The sequence below is a fragment of the Lelliottia sp. JS-SCA-14 genome (assembly GCF_035593345.1).
GTDB lineage: Bacteria > Pseudomonadota > Gammaproteobacteria > Enterobacterales > Enterobacteriaceae > Enterobacter > Enterobacter wanjuensis.
Genome location: NZ_CP141606.1, coordinates 4,562,943 through 4,578,416, shown reverse-complemented (window position 1 = coordinate 4,578,416; position 15,474 = coordinate 4,562,943). Strand labels below are relative to the sequence as shown.

The window sequence follows — 15,474 nt, the reverse complement described above, 5'->3', positions numbered from 1 at the left end:
AAACTGGATTGGGGCCGGGAACGGCCCATTTTAACTTTGTTGGTTTTTTTCAATTCTGCATGGTGTGTTTTTTGTAATCAAAAGGGTTGTGTAATGGCATCTGCTCATCTCGGTTTCCCGACGGAAACCGTCGTTGTATTTGTGGTGATGGCGGTGGGGGCGATGTTTATCGATCTCTTCATGCATCGTCACGACAAACCTGTCTCGCTGAAAAGCGCCGTGATGTGGTCCATTTTCTGGGTCATGCTGGCGATGGCGTTTGCCGGGTTCCTGTACGTTCACCATGGCGCCGAAATGGCGAGCCTGTTCCTCACCGGCTATGCGCTGGAAGAGGTGTTGTCGGTCGATAACCTGTTCGTGATGATGGCGATTTTCGCCTGGTTCGGCGTGCCGGATAAATATCGTCACCGCGTGCTCTACTGGGGTGTGCTGGGGGCGATTGTGTTCCGCGGAATTTTCGTGGCGATCGGCACCAGCCTGCTGAGTCTGGGCCCGTATGTGGAAGTGGTTTTTGCGCTGGTGGTCGGCTGGACCGCGCTGATGATGCTCCGTCGTAACGAAGAGAGCGACGAAGTGGAAGACTATTCCCACCATCTGGCGTATCGCCTGGTGAAACGCTTCTATCCGGTGTGGCCGAAGATCAGCAGCAACAAGTTTTTGCTGACCCAGAAAGAGGTGGATGCTGAGCTGGAAAAACCGGAAAACCAGGATGTGATGGTGGGCCGCGTGAAGAAAGCGAAGCGCTACGCGACGCCGCTGCTGCTGTGCGTGGCGGTGGTGGAGCTGTCGGACGTGATGTTTGCTTTCGATTCGGTACCGGCGATTATCGCCGTCAGCCGTGAACCGCTGATCATTTACAGCGCGATGATGTTCGCGATCCTCGGCTTACGTACGCTCTACTTTGTGCTGGAAGCGATGAAACAGTATCTGGTCCATCTGGAGAAATCCGTGGTGCTGCTGCTGTTCTTCGTGGCGTTCAAGCTAGGGCTGAATGCCACCGACCACTTCTGGCATCACGGGTATAACATCTCCGCGAACATGAGCCTGTTTGTGGTGTTGGGTGTGCTGGCGTTGGGGATTATTGCGAGTGTGGTGTTCCCTGGGAAACGTGCGGCCTGATGCCCTCACCCCGGCCCTCTCCCACAGGGAGAGGGAAAAAGTGTTGTAGGCCGGGTAAGGCGAAGCCGCCACCCGGCGATACCGACTACTTAATCGGCGAATGACGCCGCGCTCTTGGCGGATGGAAATGCCGCCAGTGTGGATCCTGCGCTGCGGCCAGCAACTCATGGTCGCCGCGCGTATCGCCCCAGGCGCGCAGGTGGTAATCGTTCAAATCACCATACACCCGCTCCAGTCTCGCGACCTTCTGCGCACAGCGACAGTTATGTCCGGTGATCCGGCCCGTCAGTTTACCGTCCACCACTTCCAGCTGCGTACCAATCAGCTTAATACCGAGCTTATCCGCCCACGGCTGCAGGACCAGCGCCGGAGAGGCTGAACAGATCGTCACCTCCGCACCGGAATTCACTTCCGCCGCCACTGCCATCACGCCCGCCGGGCGCATCAGCTTGTTCCAGTATTTCTCACAAAACAGCTCCGCCTGCTTGCGCAGCCAGTGCTCGTCTACGCCGGTCAGGAAGGTCTTCACCAGCACCTCTTTCAGCTCATCGCGCGTCAGTTTGCGGCGCACGCAGTGGAGGGTCGGCAGCGCCATGCGCACCAGACGTCCGGCAAAATAACGTTTACCAAAGGCAAATCGCAGAAAGGGGATAAAGCTGTCGTGGTGCGTCAACGTCCCGTCAAAGTCAAAAACGGAGAGCACCCGGGATTTTGCCACTGCCTCATCGGCGATCATATTGGTCATAAAGATGTCTTAGCTGAAATACACATTCTGGTCATTAGTTTACCTGCTTTACCTTTCCAGTCCCTCAATCACGTGCTTTTTTTTCACAAAGTTGCGACCCGGCTGGAATGTCCGTTTTTGGACCAACCAGTGATTGGATGAAAAGTGAGCTGTCTATATTATCACCGCATCGAAAGCCTATTCGAGGGACCATTGCCCCCTCACCGGTAAGGAAAAACTCACTCACAGCTTAGAATTGATATGACCTTTAGACTGCTTTTTTCAACCCTCTTGTTAAGTTTTGCTTCGTTTTCCGCATTCAGTTTTGAACTGCCTGCATCCATGTTATCGCATCAGCATCAGCTGTCGCTCTCTCCGGCAAAAACGTCGCTGGAGCATCAGGAACCGGGCCAGCTGCGGGGCCGCATCCTGGCGCAGTATCAACAATGGAAAGGGACGCATTACGTCTGGGGCGGCACATCGCACCGCGGCGTGGATTGCTCAGCCCTGATGCAACATCTGTTTAGCGAGGCTGCCGATCTGTCGCTGCCGCGTACAACGGGAGAACAGATCAACCGTGGCGTTCAGGTGGCGGAATACCGCCTCAAAGCGGGTGATCTGATCTTCTTCCAGACCGGGCCGCACCGCCGCCATGTCGGCGTGTATATTGGCCACGACCAGTTTATTCACGCCTCAACCAGTCAGGGCGTGACGGTCTCGACGCTGGCGAACAACTACTGGCACTCGCACTTCATTACCGCCCGCCGGGTGACGGGCAGCAATGCCTAAATAATGTCGTCGACCACGCCACCGTCCACGCGCAATGCCGCGCCGGAGGTGGCGGAGGCCTGCGTTGAACAGACATACACCACCATATTGGCGACCTCTTCCACGGTCGATGCGCGCTGAATCACCGACGTCGGGCGGTTGGCCATGACAAACTCTTTCGCCAGCTGTTCGAGCGACTTGCCCGTTTTCTCCATCTCATCTTTCATCATCGCCGCGAATCCGTCCGACATCGTCGGCCCCGGCAGGACGCTGTTCACGGTCACGCCGCTGCCCGCCACAAATTTCGCCAGACCGCGCGCCAGCGACAGCTGGGCCGTTTTCGTCACGCCGTAGTGGATCATGTCCGCTGGAATATTGCATGCCGATTCAGACGAGATAAACACCACCCGACCCCAGCCTTTTTGCACCATTCCCGGCAGCAGGGCGCGCGACAGGCGCACGCCGGACATCACGTTGGTCTGCCAGTAGCGATCCCAGGTGTCATCGTCGGTGGCGTAGAAATCCTCCGGCCCGTAAATTCCGGCGTTGTTCACCAGGATGTCGACGTTCGATGCCACCTTCAGCACCGACTCCACGCCTTCGGACGAGCTGAGATCGGCGATGGTCGCCCGCACCTGTGCGCCAGGCACCGCCTGCTGGAGCTGCTGAATGCCGTTATTCACCGACTCCGCGCTGCGCCCGTTGATGATCACTTCCGCACCGCTTTCCGCCAGCCCGCGCGCAATGGCGAGCCCAATGCCGCCGGTAGACGCCGTGACCAGTGCGACTTTTCCCGTCAGATCGATTTTCATAGGCTGTTCCTTATGATGAGTAAAGTTCAGACCCTAAAGCGTAGCAGTTCACGGGCCCTTCGATGACCTCAGCTATTCTTGCTTTTAACCGGCAATATTAAATAAAAACGACAATCGTCGAGAATGAAAAGTTCCGACTCACTTCGCATTTATTTAAACGAAAACAAGGTTTTTTGGATCTGTTAAACGTTCGTTTACTTTTATCCGGTGGGCGACTGAAATATATTCTTAACATGACGTGAGCATTGTCACACAAATTTATCACGCGCAGGCATTTTCTAAGCTACTGTTGATTAAGGTTTTTTGTCGCTATCGTTTCATGTCGATATGTTTTCACTCTCCGTCTCTTAATTCTTTCCTAAGAAAAGAAGATTACTTTGGCGTTATTGAGGCATTGTTGACATTAATGACGCTATGACTAGATTTTATTTCGTCTTTATTTAAAAAGCATCCCGCACTATTCGGTGAACTGCCGTGACGACCGTTAAGAATAATATCGCAAGGAAATTAATAATGAGTGATTTTCTGCCTTTTTCACGCCCGTCGATGGGCGCGGAAGAAATTGCCGCTCTGCAGGACGTTCTGGCGTCTGGCTGGATCACCACCGGGCCGAAGAATCAGGCGCTGGAAGAGGCATTCTGTACCCTGACGGGAAACCGCCACGCGATTGCCGTCAGTTCAGCCACGGGCGGAATGCACGTCACCCTGATGGCGCTGGGCATCGGTCCTGGGGATGAAGTGATCACCCCGTCTCTGACCTGGGTGTCAACGCTGAATATGATCGTGCTGCTGGGTGCCACGCCGGTGATGATCGACGTCGATCGCGATAACCTGATGGTCACGCCGGAGGCTGTCGAAGCGGCCATCACACCGCGCACCAAAGCCATTATTCCGGTGCATTACGCCGGAGCCCCGGTGGATATCGACGCTATTCGCGCCATCGGTGAACGCCACGGCATTCCGGTGATCGAAGACGCCGCCCACGCCGCCGGGACGTACTACAAAGGCCGTCACGTCGGCTGGCAGGGAACGGCGATTTTCTCCTTCCACGCCATCAAAAACATGACCTGCGCAGAAGGCGGGCTCGTGGTGACGGATGACGAACAGCTGGCGCAGCGCATTCGCAGCCTCAAATTCCACGGTCTCGGCGTGGATGCATTCGACCGCCAGACGCTCGGTCGCGCGCCGCAGGCCGAAGTGATCTCCCCCGGTTTTAAGTACAACCTCGCCGATATCAACGCCGCGCTGGCCCTGGTGCAGCTCGGCAAGCTGGGCAATGCCAACCGCCGCCGCGCGGAGATTGCCAGCCGCTATCTGCTGGAGCTTGCCGACACGCCGTTCAAGCCCCTGAGCGTACCGGCCTGGCCGCATCTGCACGCCTGGCATCTGTTCATCATTCGCGTGGACGAAGCGGCGTGCGGCATCACCCGCGACGCGCTGATGGAAGCCCTGAAAGCCCAGGGCATCGGCACCGGCCTGCATTTCCGCGCGGCCCACACGCAAAAATATTACCGCGAGCGGTTCCCGGACGTGTCCTTACCGAACACCGAATGGAACAGCGCACGCATCTGTTCACTCCCTCTTTTCCCGGATATGACTCATGACGACACAACCCGCGTCATTACCGCGCTCCATCAGCTTGCAGGACATGGACATGTTTAGTCTGCCGCCTGTGAAAAAAGTCTCGGTGGTGATCCCGGTTTATAACGAGCAGGAGAGCCTACCGGAGCTGATTCGCCGCACCACCGCCGCCTGCGACACCATGGGCAAGGAGTATGAAATCCTGCTGGTGGACGACGGCAGCAGCGACGACTCCGCGATGATGCTCTCCGAAGCCGCTGAGCTTGACGGCAGCCACATCGTCGCCGTGCTGCTGAACCGCAACTACGGGCAGCACTCGGCAATCATGGCCGGGTTCAGCCACGTGACGGGCGATCTGATCATTACCTTAGACGCCGATCTGCAGAACCCGCCGGAGGAGATCCCGCGCCTGGTCGCGACCGCCGACGAAGGTTATGACGTGGTCGGCACCGTGCGTCAGAACCGCCAGGACAGCGTGTTCCGCAAGCTGGCCTCGCGCACTATCAACCGCCTGATCCAGCGCACCACCGGCAAGGCGATGGGCGATTACGGCTGCATGCTGCGCGCCTACCGTCGGCACATCGTCGACGCGATGCTGCACTGCCACGAACGCAGCACCTTCATTCCGATTCTCGCCAATACCTTTGCGCGTAAGGCCACGGAGATCCCGGTGCTGCACGCCGAGCGCGAGCACGGGGAATCCAAATACAGCTTTATGCGCCTGATCAATCTGATGTACGACCTGATCACCTGCCTGACCACCACGCCGCTGCGTCTGCTCAGCGTCTTCGGCAGCATCATTGCCCTGATGGGCTTTGCGCTCTCTGTGCTGCTGGTGGTTCTGCGTCTGGCCTATGGCCCGCAGTGGGCGGCGGAGGGGGTCTTTATGCTCTTCGCCGTGCTGTTCATGTTTATCGGCGCACAATTTGTCGGCATGGGGTTACTCGGTGAGTACATCGGCCGTATCTACAACGATGTCCGCGCACGTCCGCGCTACTTTATTCAACGTGTTGTCCGTCAGGAACACAAATCCTCTCAGGAAGGAAATCACCCATGAAAGCCGTTGTTTTTGCCTATCACGATATGGGATGTACGGGCACGTTAGCCCTTCTGGAAGCGGGTTATGACATCGCCGCTATTTTCACTCACCCGGATACCGCGGGCGAGAACCACTTCTTTAGCTCCGTGGCGCGTATCGCCGCTGAGCGTGAAATCCCGGTGTACGCGCCCGATGACGTGAACCATCCGCTGTGGGTGGACCGCATCCAGAAACTCGCGCCCGATGTGATTTTCTCGTTCTACTACCGCAACCTGCTGTGCGATGAGATCCTCAGCGCCGCGACCGCCGGGGCGTACAACCTTCACGGTTCCCTGCTGCCGAAATACCGCGGTCGCGCGCCGCTGAACTGGGTGCTGGTGAACGGCGAAACGGAAACCGGCGTGACGCTGCACCGGATGGTGAAAAGCGCCGATGCCGGGGCGATTGCCGCCCAGCAGCGGGTCGGTATTGAAGCGGATGACACCGCCCTGACCCTGCATTACAAGCTGTGTGCCGCGGCGCAGACATTACTGCGCGACGCCCTGCCTGCCCTGCGTGAGGGCACGATTAAAGAGATTGAACAGAATCACAGCGAAGCCACCTGTTTTGGCCGTCGCACTCCGGAAGACGGGCGTCTCGACTGGACCAGACCGGCGGCACAACTCCACAACCTGGTGCGCGCGGTGACCGATCCGTGGCCGGGTGCGGTGGCTTACGTCGGGGCGAGTAAATTTATCGTCTGGAAATCCCGCGTGCGCGCCGACATTCCTGCGGCGAAACCGGGCACCGTTATTTCTGCTTCCCCGCTGATTATCGCCTGCGGCGAACAGGCGCTGGAGATCGTCACCGGGCAGACGGAAAACGGCGTCTATATGCCGGGCACGCAGCTGGCGCAGTCCTTAGGCCTGGTGAACGGCGCACTGGTGACCAGCGCCCCGTTTGTGGCCCTGAAGCGCCGCACCCGCGTGCTGATCCTCGGCGTGAACGGCTTTATCGGTAACCACCTGACCGAACGTTTGCTGAAAGACGACAACTACGAAATCTATGGCCTTGATATTGGTTCGGATGCGATCAGCCGTTTCCTCGACTGCCCGCGCTTCCATTTCGTGGAAGGGGACATCAGCATCCACTCCGAGTGGATCGAATACCACATCAAGAAATGCGACGTGGTGCTGCCACTGGTGGCCATCGCCACGCCGATCGAATACACCCGTAACCCGCTGCGCGTTTTCGAGCTCGATTTTGAAGAGAACCTGAAAATCATCCGCGACTGCGTGAAGTACAACAAGCGCATCATCTTCCCGTCCACCTCGGAAGTGTACGGCATGTGCACCGACAAAGTGTTCGACGAAGACACCTCGAACCTGGTCGTCGGGCCGATCAACAAACAGCGCTGGATTTACTCCGTATCGAAACAGCTGCTGGACCGCGTGATCTGGGCCTACGGCGAAAAAGAGAATCTGCGCTTCACCCTGTTCCGTCCGTTTAACTGGATGGGGCCGCGCCTCGATAACCTGAACGCGGCGCGCATTGGCAGCTCGCGAGCCATCACCCAGCTGATCCTCAATCTGGTGGAAGGCTCGCCGATTAAGCTGATCGAAGGCGGCAAACAGAAACGCTGCTTCACCGATATCAGCGACGGCATCGAAGCCCTGTTCCGCATCATCGAGAACAAAGACGGGCGCTGCGACGGGGAGATCATCAACATCGGCAACCCGGAGAACGAAGCGAGCATCCGCGAGCTGGCCGAAATGCTGCTTGAAAGCTTCGAGCGCCATCCGCTGCGCGACCGTTTCCCACCGTTCGCCGGTTTCCGCGAAGTGGAAAGCAGCAGCTATTATGGCAAAGGGTATCAGGACGTTGAGCACCGCAAACCGAGCATCCGCAATGCGAAACGCTGCCTGAACTGGACGCCGACGGTGGATATGGTTCAGACCATCGACGAAACGCTCGATTTCTTCCTGCGCACCGTGGAGCTGACGGAACAGGCATCATGAAAAAAGTCGGTTTACGCATTGATGTCGATACCTTTCGTGGCACCCGCGACGGCGTGCCACGCCTGCTGGAACTGCTGAGCGAGCACCAGGTGCGCGCTAGCTTTTTCTTCAGCGTCGGGCCTGACAACATGGGGCGCCACCTGTGGCGCCTGTTTAAACCGACCTTTCTGATGAAAATGCTGCGCTCGCGCGCGGCCTCCCTCTACGGCTGGGATATCCTGCTGGCAGGCACCGCCTGGCCCGGAAAACGCATTGGTGCGGGGAACGAAGAGGTGATCCGCGCCGCAGCCCTGAGCCATGAAGTCGGGCTGCACGCCTGGGATCATCACGCCTGGCAGGCCTGGAGCGGGGTGTGGAAAATCCCCCGTCTGACCCGTGAAGTCGAACGCGGTCTGATGGAGCTGGAAGCCATCCTCGGCAAGCCGGTCCACTGCTCGGCGGTGGCGGGCTGGCGGGCGGATCAGCGCGTCGTTCGCGCCAAAGAGCCGTTTAAATTTCGCTATAACAGCGACTGCCGCGGCAGCGGGCCATTTCTGCCGCAGCTCGGCGAATCGCGGTTCGGTACCGTGCAAATCCCGGTCACGCTCCCGACCTGGGATGAAGTGGTCGGGCGGGAAGTGACGGCGGAGAATTTTAACCGCTATATTCTCGACTGCATCCACCGCGATACCGGTACGCCGGTCTACACCATCCACGCCGAAGTGGAGGGGATTGCGTATCAGCAGGACTTCGCCGCGCTGCTGCAGCTGGCCGCGCAGGAAGACATTCAGTTTTGCCCGTTAAGCGAGCTGTTGCCTGACGACCTCAGTACCTTACCCGTCGGGAAAATTGTTCGTGATGAAATGGCTGGCCGTGAAGGCTGGCTTGGCTATCAACAAACCGTGAGCCCAGCTCCATGAAATCTGCGCGTTTTGGTGTCGCTCTTTTCGTTCTGTTTGCGCTTTACTATCTGCTGCCCGTTGATATCCGCCTGCTCTGGCAGCCGGATGAAACGCGCTATGCGGAGATCAGCCGGGAAATGCTGGCCACAGGAAACTGGGTGGTGCCGCATTTCCTTGGGCTGAGATATTTTGAAAAACCGATTGCCGGGTACTGGATTAACAGTCTCGGCCAGATGCTGTTTGGCGACTCGAACTTTGCCGTGCGTGCCGGGGCGATTTTCTCCACCGGGCTGACCGCGCTGCTGGTTATCTGGCTCGCCTGGCAGATTTGGCGCGACAAGCGCGTGGCGCTGACCTCGGGCGTGATCTTCCTGACCCTGCTGCTGGTCTACGGCGTCGGCACTTACGCCGTGCTCGACCCGATGATCACCCTCTGGCTGGTCGCCGCGATGTGCAGCTTCTGGATTGCGGCGCAGGCGAACACCCGCGCGGGCAAAATCGGTGGCTACCTGCTGCTGGGGCTGACCTGCGGGATGGGCGTCATGACCAAAGGCTTTCTGGCGCTGGCGGTGCCGGTCGTTGCGGTACTGCCGTGGGTGATCGTGCAGAAACGCTGGAAAGAGGTGCTGTTGTACGGCTGGCTGGCGGTGCTGAGCTGCGTGCTGATCGTCCTGCCGTGGGCGCTGGCGATTGCCCATCGCGAGCCGGATTTCTGGCGCTACTTCTTCTGGGTTGAGCATGTCCAGCGCTTTGCCAGCAGCGATGCCCAGCACAAAGCCCCGTTCTGGTACTACATTCCGTTCCTGATGGCGGGAAGTTTACCCTGGCTGGCGCTGCTGCCTGGTGCATTGCGCCTCGGCTGGCGCGATGTGAAAGAGGCGCGCGGTGGGTTCTATTTGCTAGGCTGGGTGGTGATGCCGCTGCTGTTTTTCAGCATCGCGAAAGGCAAACTGCCGACCTACATTCTGCCGTGCTTTGCGCCGCTGGCGATGCTGATGGCGCGCTACGCCTGTGGGCTTATCGGGAACGGCGTGAAAGTTCTGCGGGTCAACGCGATCATCAACCTGGCGTTTGGCGTGCTGGGCGTCGTCGCGGCGCTTGTCGTCTCGCCGTGGGGGCCGACCAAACATCCGGTCTGGACCTCCGTCGAGCTGTACAAAGTCTTCTGCGCGGTGGTGGCGTTTCTGGTCTGGGCGCTGGTCGGCTGGTGGACATTACGCCGGGCGCAGCAGCGCTGGTGGCTGGCGGCGCTCTGTCCGCTGGGGCTGGGCCTGCTGCTCGGGTTCGCCGTGCCGAATCGGGTGGTGGATTCCAAACAGCCGCAGTCGCTGGTGGATACCGTGCGACAGCCGCTGACGGAGAGCCGCTTCGTGCTGGCGAACAACGTCGGGGTTGCCTCCGGGCTGGCGTGGGATCTGAAACGCAGCGATATCATCATGTTTGGTCAGAGCGGCGAGCTGAAATACGGCCTGGATTATCCTGATGTGCAAGGGCGTTACGTGGGCAGAGACGAGTTCCGCAGCTGGCTGGCAGAGCATCGCGCGCAGGGGAAAATCTCGCTGGTGATTTTGCTGTCGAAGAACGATGACCTCGCGCGCGCCGATCTGCCGAAACCCGACAGTCTCTACATTCAGGGACGTCTGGCCTACCTGCAGTATCTCCCGCAATGACGGTCTGGATCTGGCTGGGACTGGCAAGCCTGCTGAGCTGCGCGGGCCAGCTGTGCCAGAAACAGGCCACGCGCCCGGCAAAAACCGGCGGGCGCGGCAGGCATATCATCTTCTGGCTCGGCCTGGCGCTGCTGGCGCTGGGCCTCGGCATGGTGCTGTGGCTGATGGTGCTCCAGCGCGTGCCGGTGGGGATTGCTTATCCGATGCTGAGCCTGAATTTTGTCTGGGTGACGCTGGCGGCAAAAGCGTTCTGGCGCGAGAAGGTCGCGCTTCATCACTGGCTGGGCGTGGGGCTGATCATGGCCGGTATTGTGCTGCTGGGAGGTAGCCTGTGAAAGGGACATTCTGGGCGCTGTGCAGTGTGGTGCTGGTGAGCGGGGCACAACTCCTGCTGCGCTCGGCGATGGTCTCTTTGCCGCCGGTCGCTGAACCACTCACGTTGCTTACCGCACTGCTGCATTTCGCACCTGGCAGCGGCATCTTGCTGCTGGGACTGAGCGGGTATATCGCGTCGATGGGCTGCTGGTATCTGGCGCTGCACCGCATGGCGCTGAGCCAGGCTTATGCGTTGCTCAGCCTGAGTTACATTCTGGTGTGGATTGCCGCTATCGTGCTACCCGGCTGGAATGAGTCGTTTTCCTGGGCCGGGCTGGCGGGCGTCGGTTTGATTATCGCTGGGGTGCTGGTGATTTTTCGGCCAGCGGTTCAAAAGGCGAAATAGACTCAGCGGTCAGATTAAAAGGCGTTGGCGTACAGACCGCCAGACTCAGGGAGCCGAACTGAAGCTGGCTCACGGAGTGCGGCTGCTTTGCCGCGCTGTCGATGCTGACAATCTGCCAGGCACTGCCGCCGCGCTGTTTGACGATGGCCTCTTTGCGCGTCCAGATGCGCCAGAACGCCGACAGTTTTTCCGCCGGTGGCTCACGCTCCAGCTCATCATGCTCGGCCACGCTAAACACGGCGTTGGCCAGCGCCTGCCAGTTATCGCGCGGACGGATCACTTCGATATCGCAACCCACTTCGCCTTCATCGCTCAGCAGCAGCGCAATATCATCCCCGCTATGGCTCAGGTTGAACCACAGGGGACGGTCGTCCACAAACGCGGGTTTCCCCTGTTCACCAAAGACGATTTCCGGCAGCGGCGCGGGGGATAACACGCGGGTGAGCAGCGTCCGTCCCGCCAGCCAGCGGGCACGTCGGGCGCCCGGCGGCGCCATATCTGCCAGCGCTGAAGCATAAGGATCAGCGGTAAGAGTCGAAATTTTTCCCAGTACAAACTGGTACATAGTTACGCCCAGCGTTTGATGATTATCGAGGTGTTTATGCCGCCAAACGCGAAGTTATTGCTTTGCAGGTATTCGCAATCAATCCGGCGGGCTTCCCCCATAATATAATCTAAAGCGCCACATTGCTCGTCGGGTTGTCTTAAATTCAGCGTTGGGGCGAACCAGCCTTCGCGCATCATCTGCAAACTCATCCAGGCTTCCAGCGCTCCGCAGGCCCCTAACGTGTGGCCGAAATAACTTTTTAACGACGAAATCGGCACGCTCTCGCCGTAAATGGCCGCCGTGGCCAGACTTTCGGCGATATCACCGCGGTCTGTCGCCGTGCCGTGCGCCGAGATATAGCCCATATCCGCCGCGCTCAGCCCCGCCATTTTCAGCGACTGCTCCATGCAAATCTGCATCGTTTCGCGCTGCGGCTGGGTGATGTGCGCGGCGTCGCAGTTGGTGGCGAAGCCGACGATTTCGCCGTAGATGGTCGCCCCGCGCGCTTTGGCGTGCTCCAGCTCTTCCAGAATCAGCGTGCCCGCGCCTTCGCCAATCACCAGCCCATCGCGCTGGGTATCGAAGGGAGACGGCGTGGTTTTCGGCGCATCGTTGCGCTGGCTGGTGGCAAACAGGGTATCAAACACCGCTGCTTCGGACGGACACAGCTCTTCCGCGCCGCCTGCCACCATCACGGTCTGATAACCGTGGCGAATCGCTTCCCATGCATAGCCAATCGCCTGACTGCCGGAGGTACAGGCGCTGGAGGTGGGGATCACTCGTCCGCGCAGGCCGAAGAACAGGCCGGTGTTCACCGCCGTGGTGTGCGGCATCATCTGCACGTAGGTCGTGCCGGTGATGTTGTTGGTGTGCTTTTCCGTCAGCATGGTGGCAAATTCGCTCACCGGGCCGGTGCTGCCGGTGGACGAGCCGTAGGCGATCCCGGTTTCGCCGTTAGTCAGCACCGCTTCGCCGATCAGCCCGGCCTGCTCCAGCGCTTTTTCGGTGGCGCGCGTCGACATCAGCGACACGCGGCCCATCGCGCGGATACGCTTGCGGGTGTAGTGCTCCGGCAGGGTGAAATCGTCAATTGGCGCGCCGAGCAGGGTGTGCAGGCCGTCGTAAATCTGCCACTCCGGCATTTTACGCACCGCGTTAACGCCCGCCTGAAGCCCCGCCGAAACCGACTGCCAGTCCTCGCCAAAGGCGGTGACGCCGCCCATGCCTGTGATAACCACGCGACGTGTCATAGCATTCCTCCATTAATGGAAATGACCTGGCGGGTGACGTAGCCCGCAATATCTGACATCAGGTAACTGGCTAGACCGGCCACTTCATCGGCCTGGCCCATACGTTTCATTGGGATGATGGACATCGCCTCTTTCAGCGCCGCCTCTTCCATTTCGATCATCCCGGTGTCGATTAACCCCGGCGCAATGCAGTTGACGGTGATTTTGCGCTTCGCCAGCTCAATCGCCAGCGCTTTGGTCGCGCCAATGATCCCGGCTTTGGCGGCGCTGTAGTTCACCTGCCCACGGTTGCCCATCACGCCCGAGACGGACGACAACGTAATAATCCGCCCGCCTTTGCGCAGGCCAATCATCGGCATGACGCACGGGTGGATGACGTTGTAAAAACTGTCGAGATTGGTGTGGATCACGCTGTCCCAGTCATCCTCGCTGAGGGCCGGAAACGCGCCGTCGCGGGTGATGCCCGCGTTGCTGACCAGGCCATACCATGCGCCGTGGGTCTCGATATCCTGCTCCAGCACCTCGCGGCACTGCTCGCGATTGCCGACGTCAAAAGAGAGCAAGCGGCCCTGACCGCCCGCCTGCTGGATGGCCTCCAGCGTCTGCTGCGCGCCGTCGGCATCGCGGTGATAATGCACGCCCACGGTAAAGCCGTCAGCGGCGAGCTGGCGGGCGATAGCGCGTCCGATGCCTTTGCTGGCTCCGGTGACCAGAACGGAACGATTCATGTGGAAGATCCCTGATTAAAAAGCGAAGTTAACTCTTCCGCGCTCGGCTGGAAGGTGTTCACGCGGCCTGTCGCCAGCGTTGCGCCGTTTGCGGCGATCGCGCACTCGAAGCTGCCGAAGCGTTCGTCCTGCATCAGCAGTTTGACGGTCACGGTCAGGGTAGAGTCTGCCGCGAAGCGCCCCTCGGCGCACACCAGTTCGCGCGCGCCCAGCACCATCCCGAGCGCAATGCTGCTTTGCCCCTGCTGGTGGCGATGCCAGCCGGACCAGACGCCGACGGTCTGCGCCATCAGCTCAAGGGCGTACCAGCCGGGCAAATTGCCATCGGCATTGAGAAACGGCGCCAGAACGCTCTGGCTGCTGACGCGCACGCAACACACGGCGCTCTCGTCCGTGACGCTTTCCACCGTTTCCAGCAGCAGCATTGGCGCATCGTGGGGCAAATAGTCCACAGGCGATAAATAACTCATGACACTCTCCCCAGCAAAATGCTGGCATTGTTGCCGCCAAACGCGAACGAGTTGGACAAAATAAGCGGTTTTTCCAGCGCTGCGGGCTGATGCAATACGCCGCAGGAGGGAAGCGCCGGGTCGGGCACGTAGCGGGTGAAATCCTGCGCGGGCAGCGGCAGTTGCTGGGTCAGAATCAGCCAGCTGAGAGCGGCTTCTGTAATGCCCGCCGCGCCCAGCGTGTGGCCGGTCAGATGTTTGGTGGAGCTGCACGGCACGGCATCGCCGAAGAGATCGTGGATCACCTGCGACTCAATCTGATCGTTGAGCGGCGTCGCCGTGCCGTGCAGGTTGATATAGCCAATCTCGTCCGGTTTCAGGCCCGCTTCGTTGAGCGCCTGTTGAATCGCGCGAATCGCGCCTTCGCCCTGTGGATGGGGCGCAGAAATATGGTACGCATCGCTCGACTCGCCGATGCCCAGCAGGGCGACGGGCTGCGGTTCGCGCGTCAGGATCATCAGCGCTGCGCCTTCCCCGATGGTGATCCCGCGACGGTCGCGGCCAAAGGGTTCGCACAGGGTGGTGGAGAGCGATTCGAGGCTATGGAATCCGTTGACCGGCATCCGGCTCAGGGTATCAGCACCGCCGACGATGGCGATATCCACCAGCCCGGCGTCAATCAGACGGCGGCCGCTGATAATTGCCCGTGCGCTCGACGAGCAGGCGGTCGAGAGGGTAAACGCGGGCCCGTCGAGATTCAGCCAGTTGGCGAGAAAGCGTGACGGATCGCCCAGCTCCTGCTGCGGGTACTGCCAGCGGGTGCTGGCTTCGCCGTTCAGCGACAGGCGCACATGCTCATCGCCCTCGTCCAGCCCCGAGGTACTGGTGCCGAGCACTACGGCCACGCGGTCATGGCCGACGCGGGCAATCGCCTCGTCGACGGCTGGCTGGATCTGCGCCAGCGCTGCCAGCAGCAGCTGGTTGTTTCGGGTTCGGTGGGCGGCGAGGTGATCCGGGATGGACGGCAGTTCGCCTTCAACGCCGCCGAGCACAATGTCCTCGCCTCCCTGTAGCCAGCCCGCGCGGCTGTGCATGCCCGGCGCGACGCCACGCGACAGGTTCGCGGCAATCTCTTCCGCGCTGTTTCCCAGCGCGTTCACCATGCCCACGGCAGAAATGTAGATCATC

The 15,474-nt window shown here is 59.8% G+C and carries 16 protein-coding genes; 9 read left to right on the top strand and 7 right to left on the bottom strand.

The genetic code is table 11. From position 1 onward, the window contains the following. The first annotated feature begins 93 nt into the window (after positions 1-93). On the top strand, positions 94-1,119 hold the full coding sequence (locus U9O48_RS21460; RefSeq protein ID WP_285149921.1) for a TerC/Alx family metal homeostasis membrane protein: 1,026 nt from the start codon (positions 94-96) through the stop codon (positions 1,117-1,119). An 85-nt stretch (positions 1,120-1,204) separates the two neighbouring features. Here U9O48_RS21460 and U9O48_RS21455 read toward each other — a convergent pair whose 3' ends face one another. Then, complete coding sequence (locus U9O48_RS21455; RefSeq protein ID WP_285149922.1) at positions 1,205-1,864, bottom strand: HAD family hydrolase; 660 nt, start codon at positions 1,862-1,864, stop codon at positions 1,205-1,207. Between the two features lie 240 nt (positions 1,865-2,104). Between U9O48_RS21455 and U9O48_RS21450 the strand changes: the two genes are divergently transcribed. Continuing rightward, positions 2,105-2,632 carry an NlpC/P60 family protein gene (locus U9O48_RS21450; RefSeq protein WP_282493603.1) on the top strand — a complete coding sequence of 176 codons (528 nt, stop codon included), beginning with the start codon at positions 2,105-2,107 and terminating at the stop codon, positions 2,630-2,632. Here the strand turns inward: U9O48_RS21450 and U9O48_RS21445 are convergent. After that, positions 2,629-3,423: an SDR family NAD(P)-dependent oxidoreductase gene (locus U9O48_RS21445; RefSeq protein WP_285157446.1), complete on the bottom strand. Its 795-nt coding sequence runs from the start codon at positions 3,421-3,423 to the stop codon at positions 2,629-2,631. The genes U9O48_RS21450 and U9O48_RS21445 overlap by 4 nt on opposite strands. Before the next feature lie 513 nt (positions 3,424-3,936). Between U9O48_RS21445 and arnB the strand changes: the two genes are divergently transcribed. Genes arnB through arnF form a run of 7 tightly spaced genes read left to right on the top strand, consistent with a single transcriptional unit; the run spans position 3,937 to position 11,312 of the window. Then, on the top strand, positions 3,937-5,085 hold the full coding sequence (gene arnB / locus U9O48_RS21440) for a UDP-4-amino-4-deoxy-L-arabinose aminotransferase (protein ID WP_285149924.1): 1,149 nt from the start codon (positions 3,937-3,939) through the stop codon (positions 5,083-5,085). After that, the gene (gene arnC, locus U9O48_RS21435; RefSeq protein ID WP_324724424.1) at positions 5,078-6,061 is read left to right on the top strand and encodes an undecaprenyl-phosphate 4-deoxy-4-formamido-L-arabinose transferase; all 984 of its coding nucleotides are present in this window, start codon (positions 5,078-5,080) and stop codon (positions 6,059-6,061) included. Before arnB ends, arnC begins: the two co-directional genes overlap by 8 nt. Further along, on the top strand, positions 6,058-8,040 hold the full coding sequence (gene arnA, locus U9O48_RS21430) for a bifunctional UDP-4-amino-4-deoxy-L-arabinose formyltransferase/UDP-glucuronic acid oxidase ArnA (RefSeq protein WP_324723174.1): 1,983 nt from the start codon (positions 6,058-6,060) through the stop codon (positions 8,038-8,040). Before arnC ends, arnA begins: the two co-directional genes overlap by 4 nt. After that, complete coding sequence (gene arnD / locus U9O48_RS21425) at positions 8,037-8,939, top strand: 4-deoxy-4-formamido-L-arabinose-phosphoundecaprenol deformylase (protein WP_324723173.1); 903 nt, start codon at positions 8,037-8,039, stop codon at positions 8,937-8,939. The genes arnA and arnD overlap by 4 nt, the downstream gene beginning before the upstream one ends. Then, complete coding sequence (gene arnT, locus U9O48_RS21420; protein ID WP_324723172.1) at positions 8,936-10,591, top strand: lipid IV(A) 4-amino-4-deoxy-L-arabinosyltransferase; 1,656 nt, start codon at positions 8,936-8,938, stop codon at positions 10,589-10,591. The genes arnD and arnT overlap by 4 nt, the downstream gene beginning before the upstream one ends. Then, on the top strand, positions 10,588-10,926 hold the full coding sequence (arnE, locus tag U9O48_RS21415; RefSeq protein WP_282493597.1) for a 4-amino-4-deoxy-L-arabinose-phosphoundecaprenol flippase subunit ArnE: 339 nt from the start codon (positions 10,588-10,590) through the stop codon (positions 10,924-10,926). Before arnT ends, arnE begins: the two co-directional genes overlap by 4 nt. After that, positions 10,923-11,312, top strand: a complete 390-nt coding sequence (gene arnF, locus U9O48_RS21410; protein ID WP_285146106.1) for a 4-amino-4-deoxy-L-arabinose-phosphoundecaprenol flippase subunit ArnF — start codon at positions 10,923-10,925, stop codon at positions 11,310-11,312. The genes arnE and arnF overlap by 4 nt, the downstream gene beginning before the upstream one ends. Here arnF and acpT read toward each other — a convergent pair. From acpT to U9O48_RS21385, 5 genes are read right to left on the bottom strand one after another with little or no spacing between them, the layout of a single operon-like run. After that, complete coding sequence (acpT, locus tag U9O48_RS21405) at positions 11,260-11,877, bottom strand: 4'-phosphopantetheinyl transferase AcpT (RefSeq protein ID WP_324723171.1); 618 nt, start codon at positions 11,875-11,877, stop codon at positions 11,260-11,262. The two genes, arnF and acpT, sit on opposite strands and share 53 nt — an antisense overlap. 2 nt (positions 11,878-11,879) lie before the next feature. Next, on the bottom strand, positions 11,880-13,109 hold the full coding sequence (locus U9O48_RS21400) for a beta-ketoacyl-ACP synthase (RefSeq protein WP_285149929.1): 1,230 nt from the start codon (positions 13,107-13,109) through the stop codon (positions 11,880-11,882). Beyond that, entirely contained in the window at positions 13,106-13,837 is a 732-nt protein-coding gene (locus U9O48_RS21395; RefSeq protein WP_285157452.1) for a 3-ketoacyl-ACP reductase FabG2, read from the bottom strand. The genes U9O48_RS21400 and U9O48_RS21395 overlap by 4 nt, the downstream gene beginning before the upstream one ends. Beyond that, positions 13,834-14,307 carry a 3-hydroxy-fatty acyl-ACP dehydratase gene (locus U9O48_RS21390; RefSeq protein ID WP_324723170.1) on the bottom strand — a complete coding sequence of 158 codons (474 nt, stop codon included), beginning with the start codon at positions 14,305-14,307 and terminating at the stop codon, positions 13,834-13,836. Before U9O48_RS21390 ends, U9O48_RS21395 begins: the two co-directional genes overlap by 4 nt. Continuing rightward, entirely contained in the window at positions 14,304-15,473 is a 1,170-nt protein-coding gene (locus U9O48_RS21385) for a beta-ketoacyl-[acyl-carrier-protein] synthase family protein (RefSeq protein ID WP_324723169.1), read from the bottom strand. The genes U9O48_RS21390 and U9O48_RS21385 overlap by 4 nt, the downstream gene beginning before the upstream one ends. Between the last annotated feature and the right edge of the window lies 1 nt (position 15,474).

Excerpts from the sequence above, each read along its gene's own strand:
- U9O48_RS21460 (WP_285149921.1), top strand. The coding sequence starts at position 94 with ATGGCATCTGCTCATCTCGGTTTCCCGACGGAAACCGTCGTTGTATTT.
- U9O48_RS21455 (WP_285149922.1), bottom strand. The coding sequence starts at position 1,864 with ATGACCAATATGATCGCCGATGAGGCAGTGGCAAAATCCCGGGTGCTC.
- U9O48_RS21450 (WP_282493603.1), top strand. The coding sequence starts at position 2,105 with ATGACCTTTAGACTGCTTTTTTCAACCCTCTTGTTAAGTTTTGCTTCG.
- U9O48_RS21445 (WP_285157446.1), bottom strand. The coding sequence starts at position 3,423 with ATGAAAATCGATCTGACGGGAAAAGTCGCACTGGTCACGGCGTCTACC.
- arnB (WP_285149924.1), top strand. The coding sequence starts at position 3,937 with ATGAGTGATTTTCTGCCTTTTTCACGCCCGTCGATGGGCGCGGAAGAA.
- arnC (WP_324724424.1), top strand. The coding sequence starts at position 5,078 with ATGTTTAGTCTGCCGCCTGTGAAAAAAGTCTCGGTGGTGATCCCGGTT.
- arnA (WP_324723174.1), top strand. The coding sequence starts at position 6,058 with ATGAAAGCCGTTGTTTTTGCCTATCACGATATGGGATGTACGGGCACG.
- arnD (WP_324723173.1), top strand. The coding sequence starts at position 8,037 with ATGAAAAAAGTCGGTTTACGCATTGATGTCGATACCTTTCGTGGCACC.
- arnT (WP_324723172.1), top strand. The coding sequence starts at position 8,936 with ATGAAATCTGCGCGTTTTGGTGTCGCTCTTTTCGTTCTGTTTGCGCTT.
- arnE (WP_282493597.1), top strand. The coding sequence starts at position 10,588 with ATGACGGTCTGGATCTGGCTGGGACTGGCAAGCCTGCTGAGCTGCGCG.
- acpT (WP_324723171.1), bottom strand. The coding sequence starts at position 11,877 with ATGTACCAGTTTGTACTGGGAAAAATTTCGACTCTTACCGCTGATCCT.
- U9O48_RS21400 (WP_285149929.1), bottom strand. The coding sequence starts at position 13,109 with ATGACACGTCGCGTGGTTATCACAGGCATGGGCGGCGTCACCGCCTTT.
- U9O48_RS21395 (WP_285157452.1), bottom strand. The coding sequence starts at position 13,837 with ATGAATCGTTCCGTTCTGGTCACCGGAGCCAGCAAAGGCATCGGACGC.
- U9O48_RS21390 (WP_324723170.1), bottom strand. The coding sequence starts at position 14,307 with ATGAGTTATTTATCGCCTGTGGACTATTTGCCCCACGATGCGCCAATG.
- U9O48_RS21385 (WP_324723169.1), bottom strand. The coding sequence starts at position 15,473 with ATGATCTACATTTCTGCCGTGGGCATGGTGAACGCGCTGGGAAACAGC.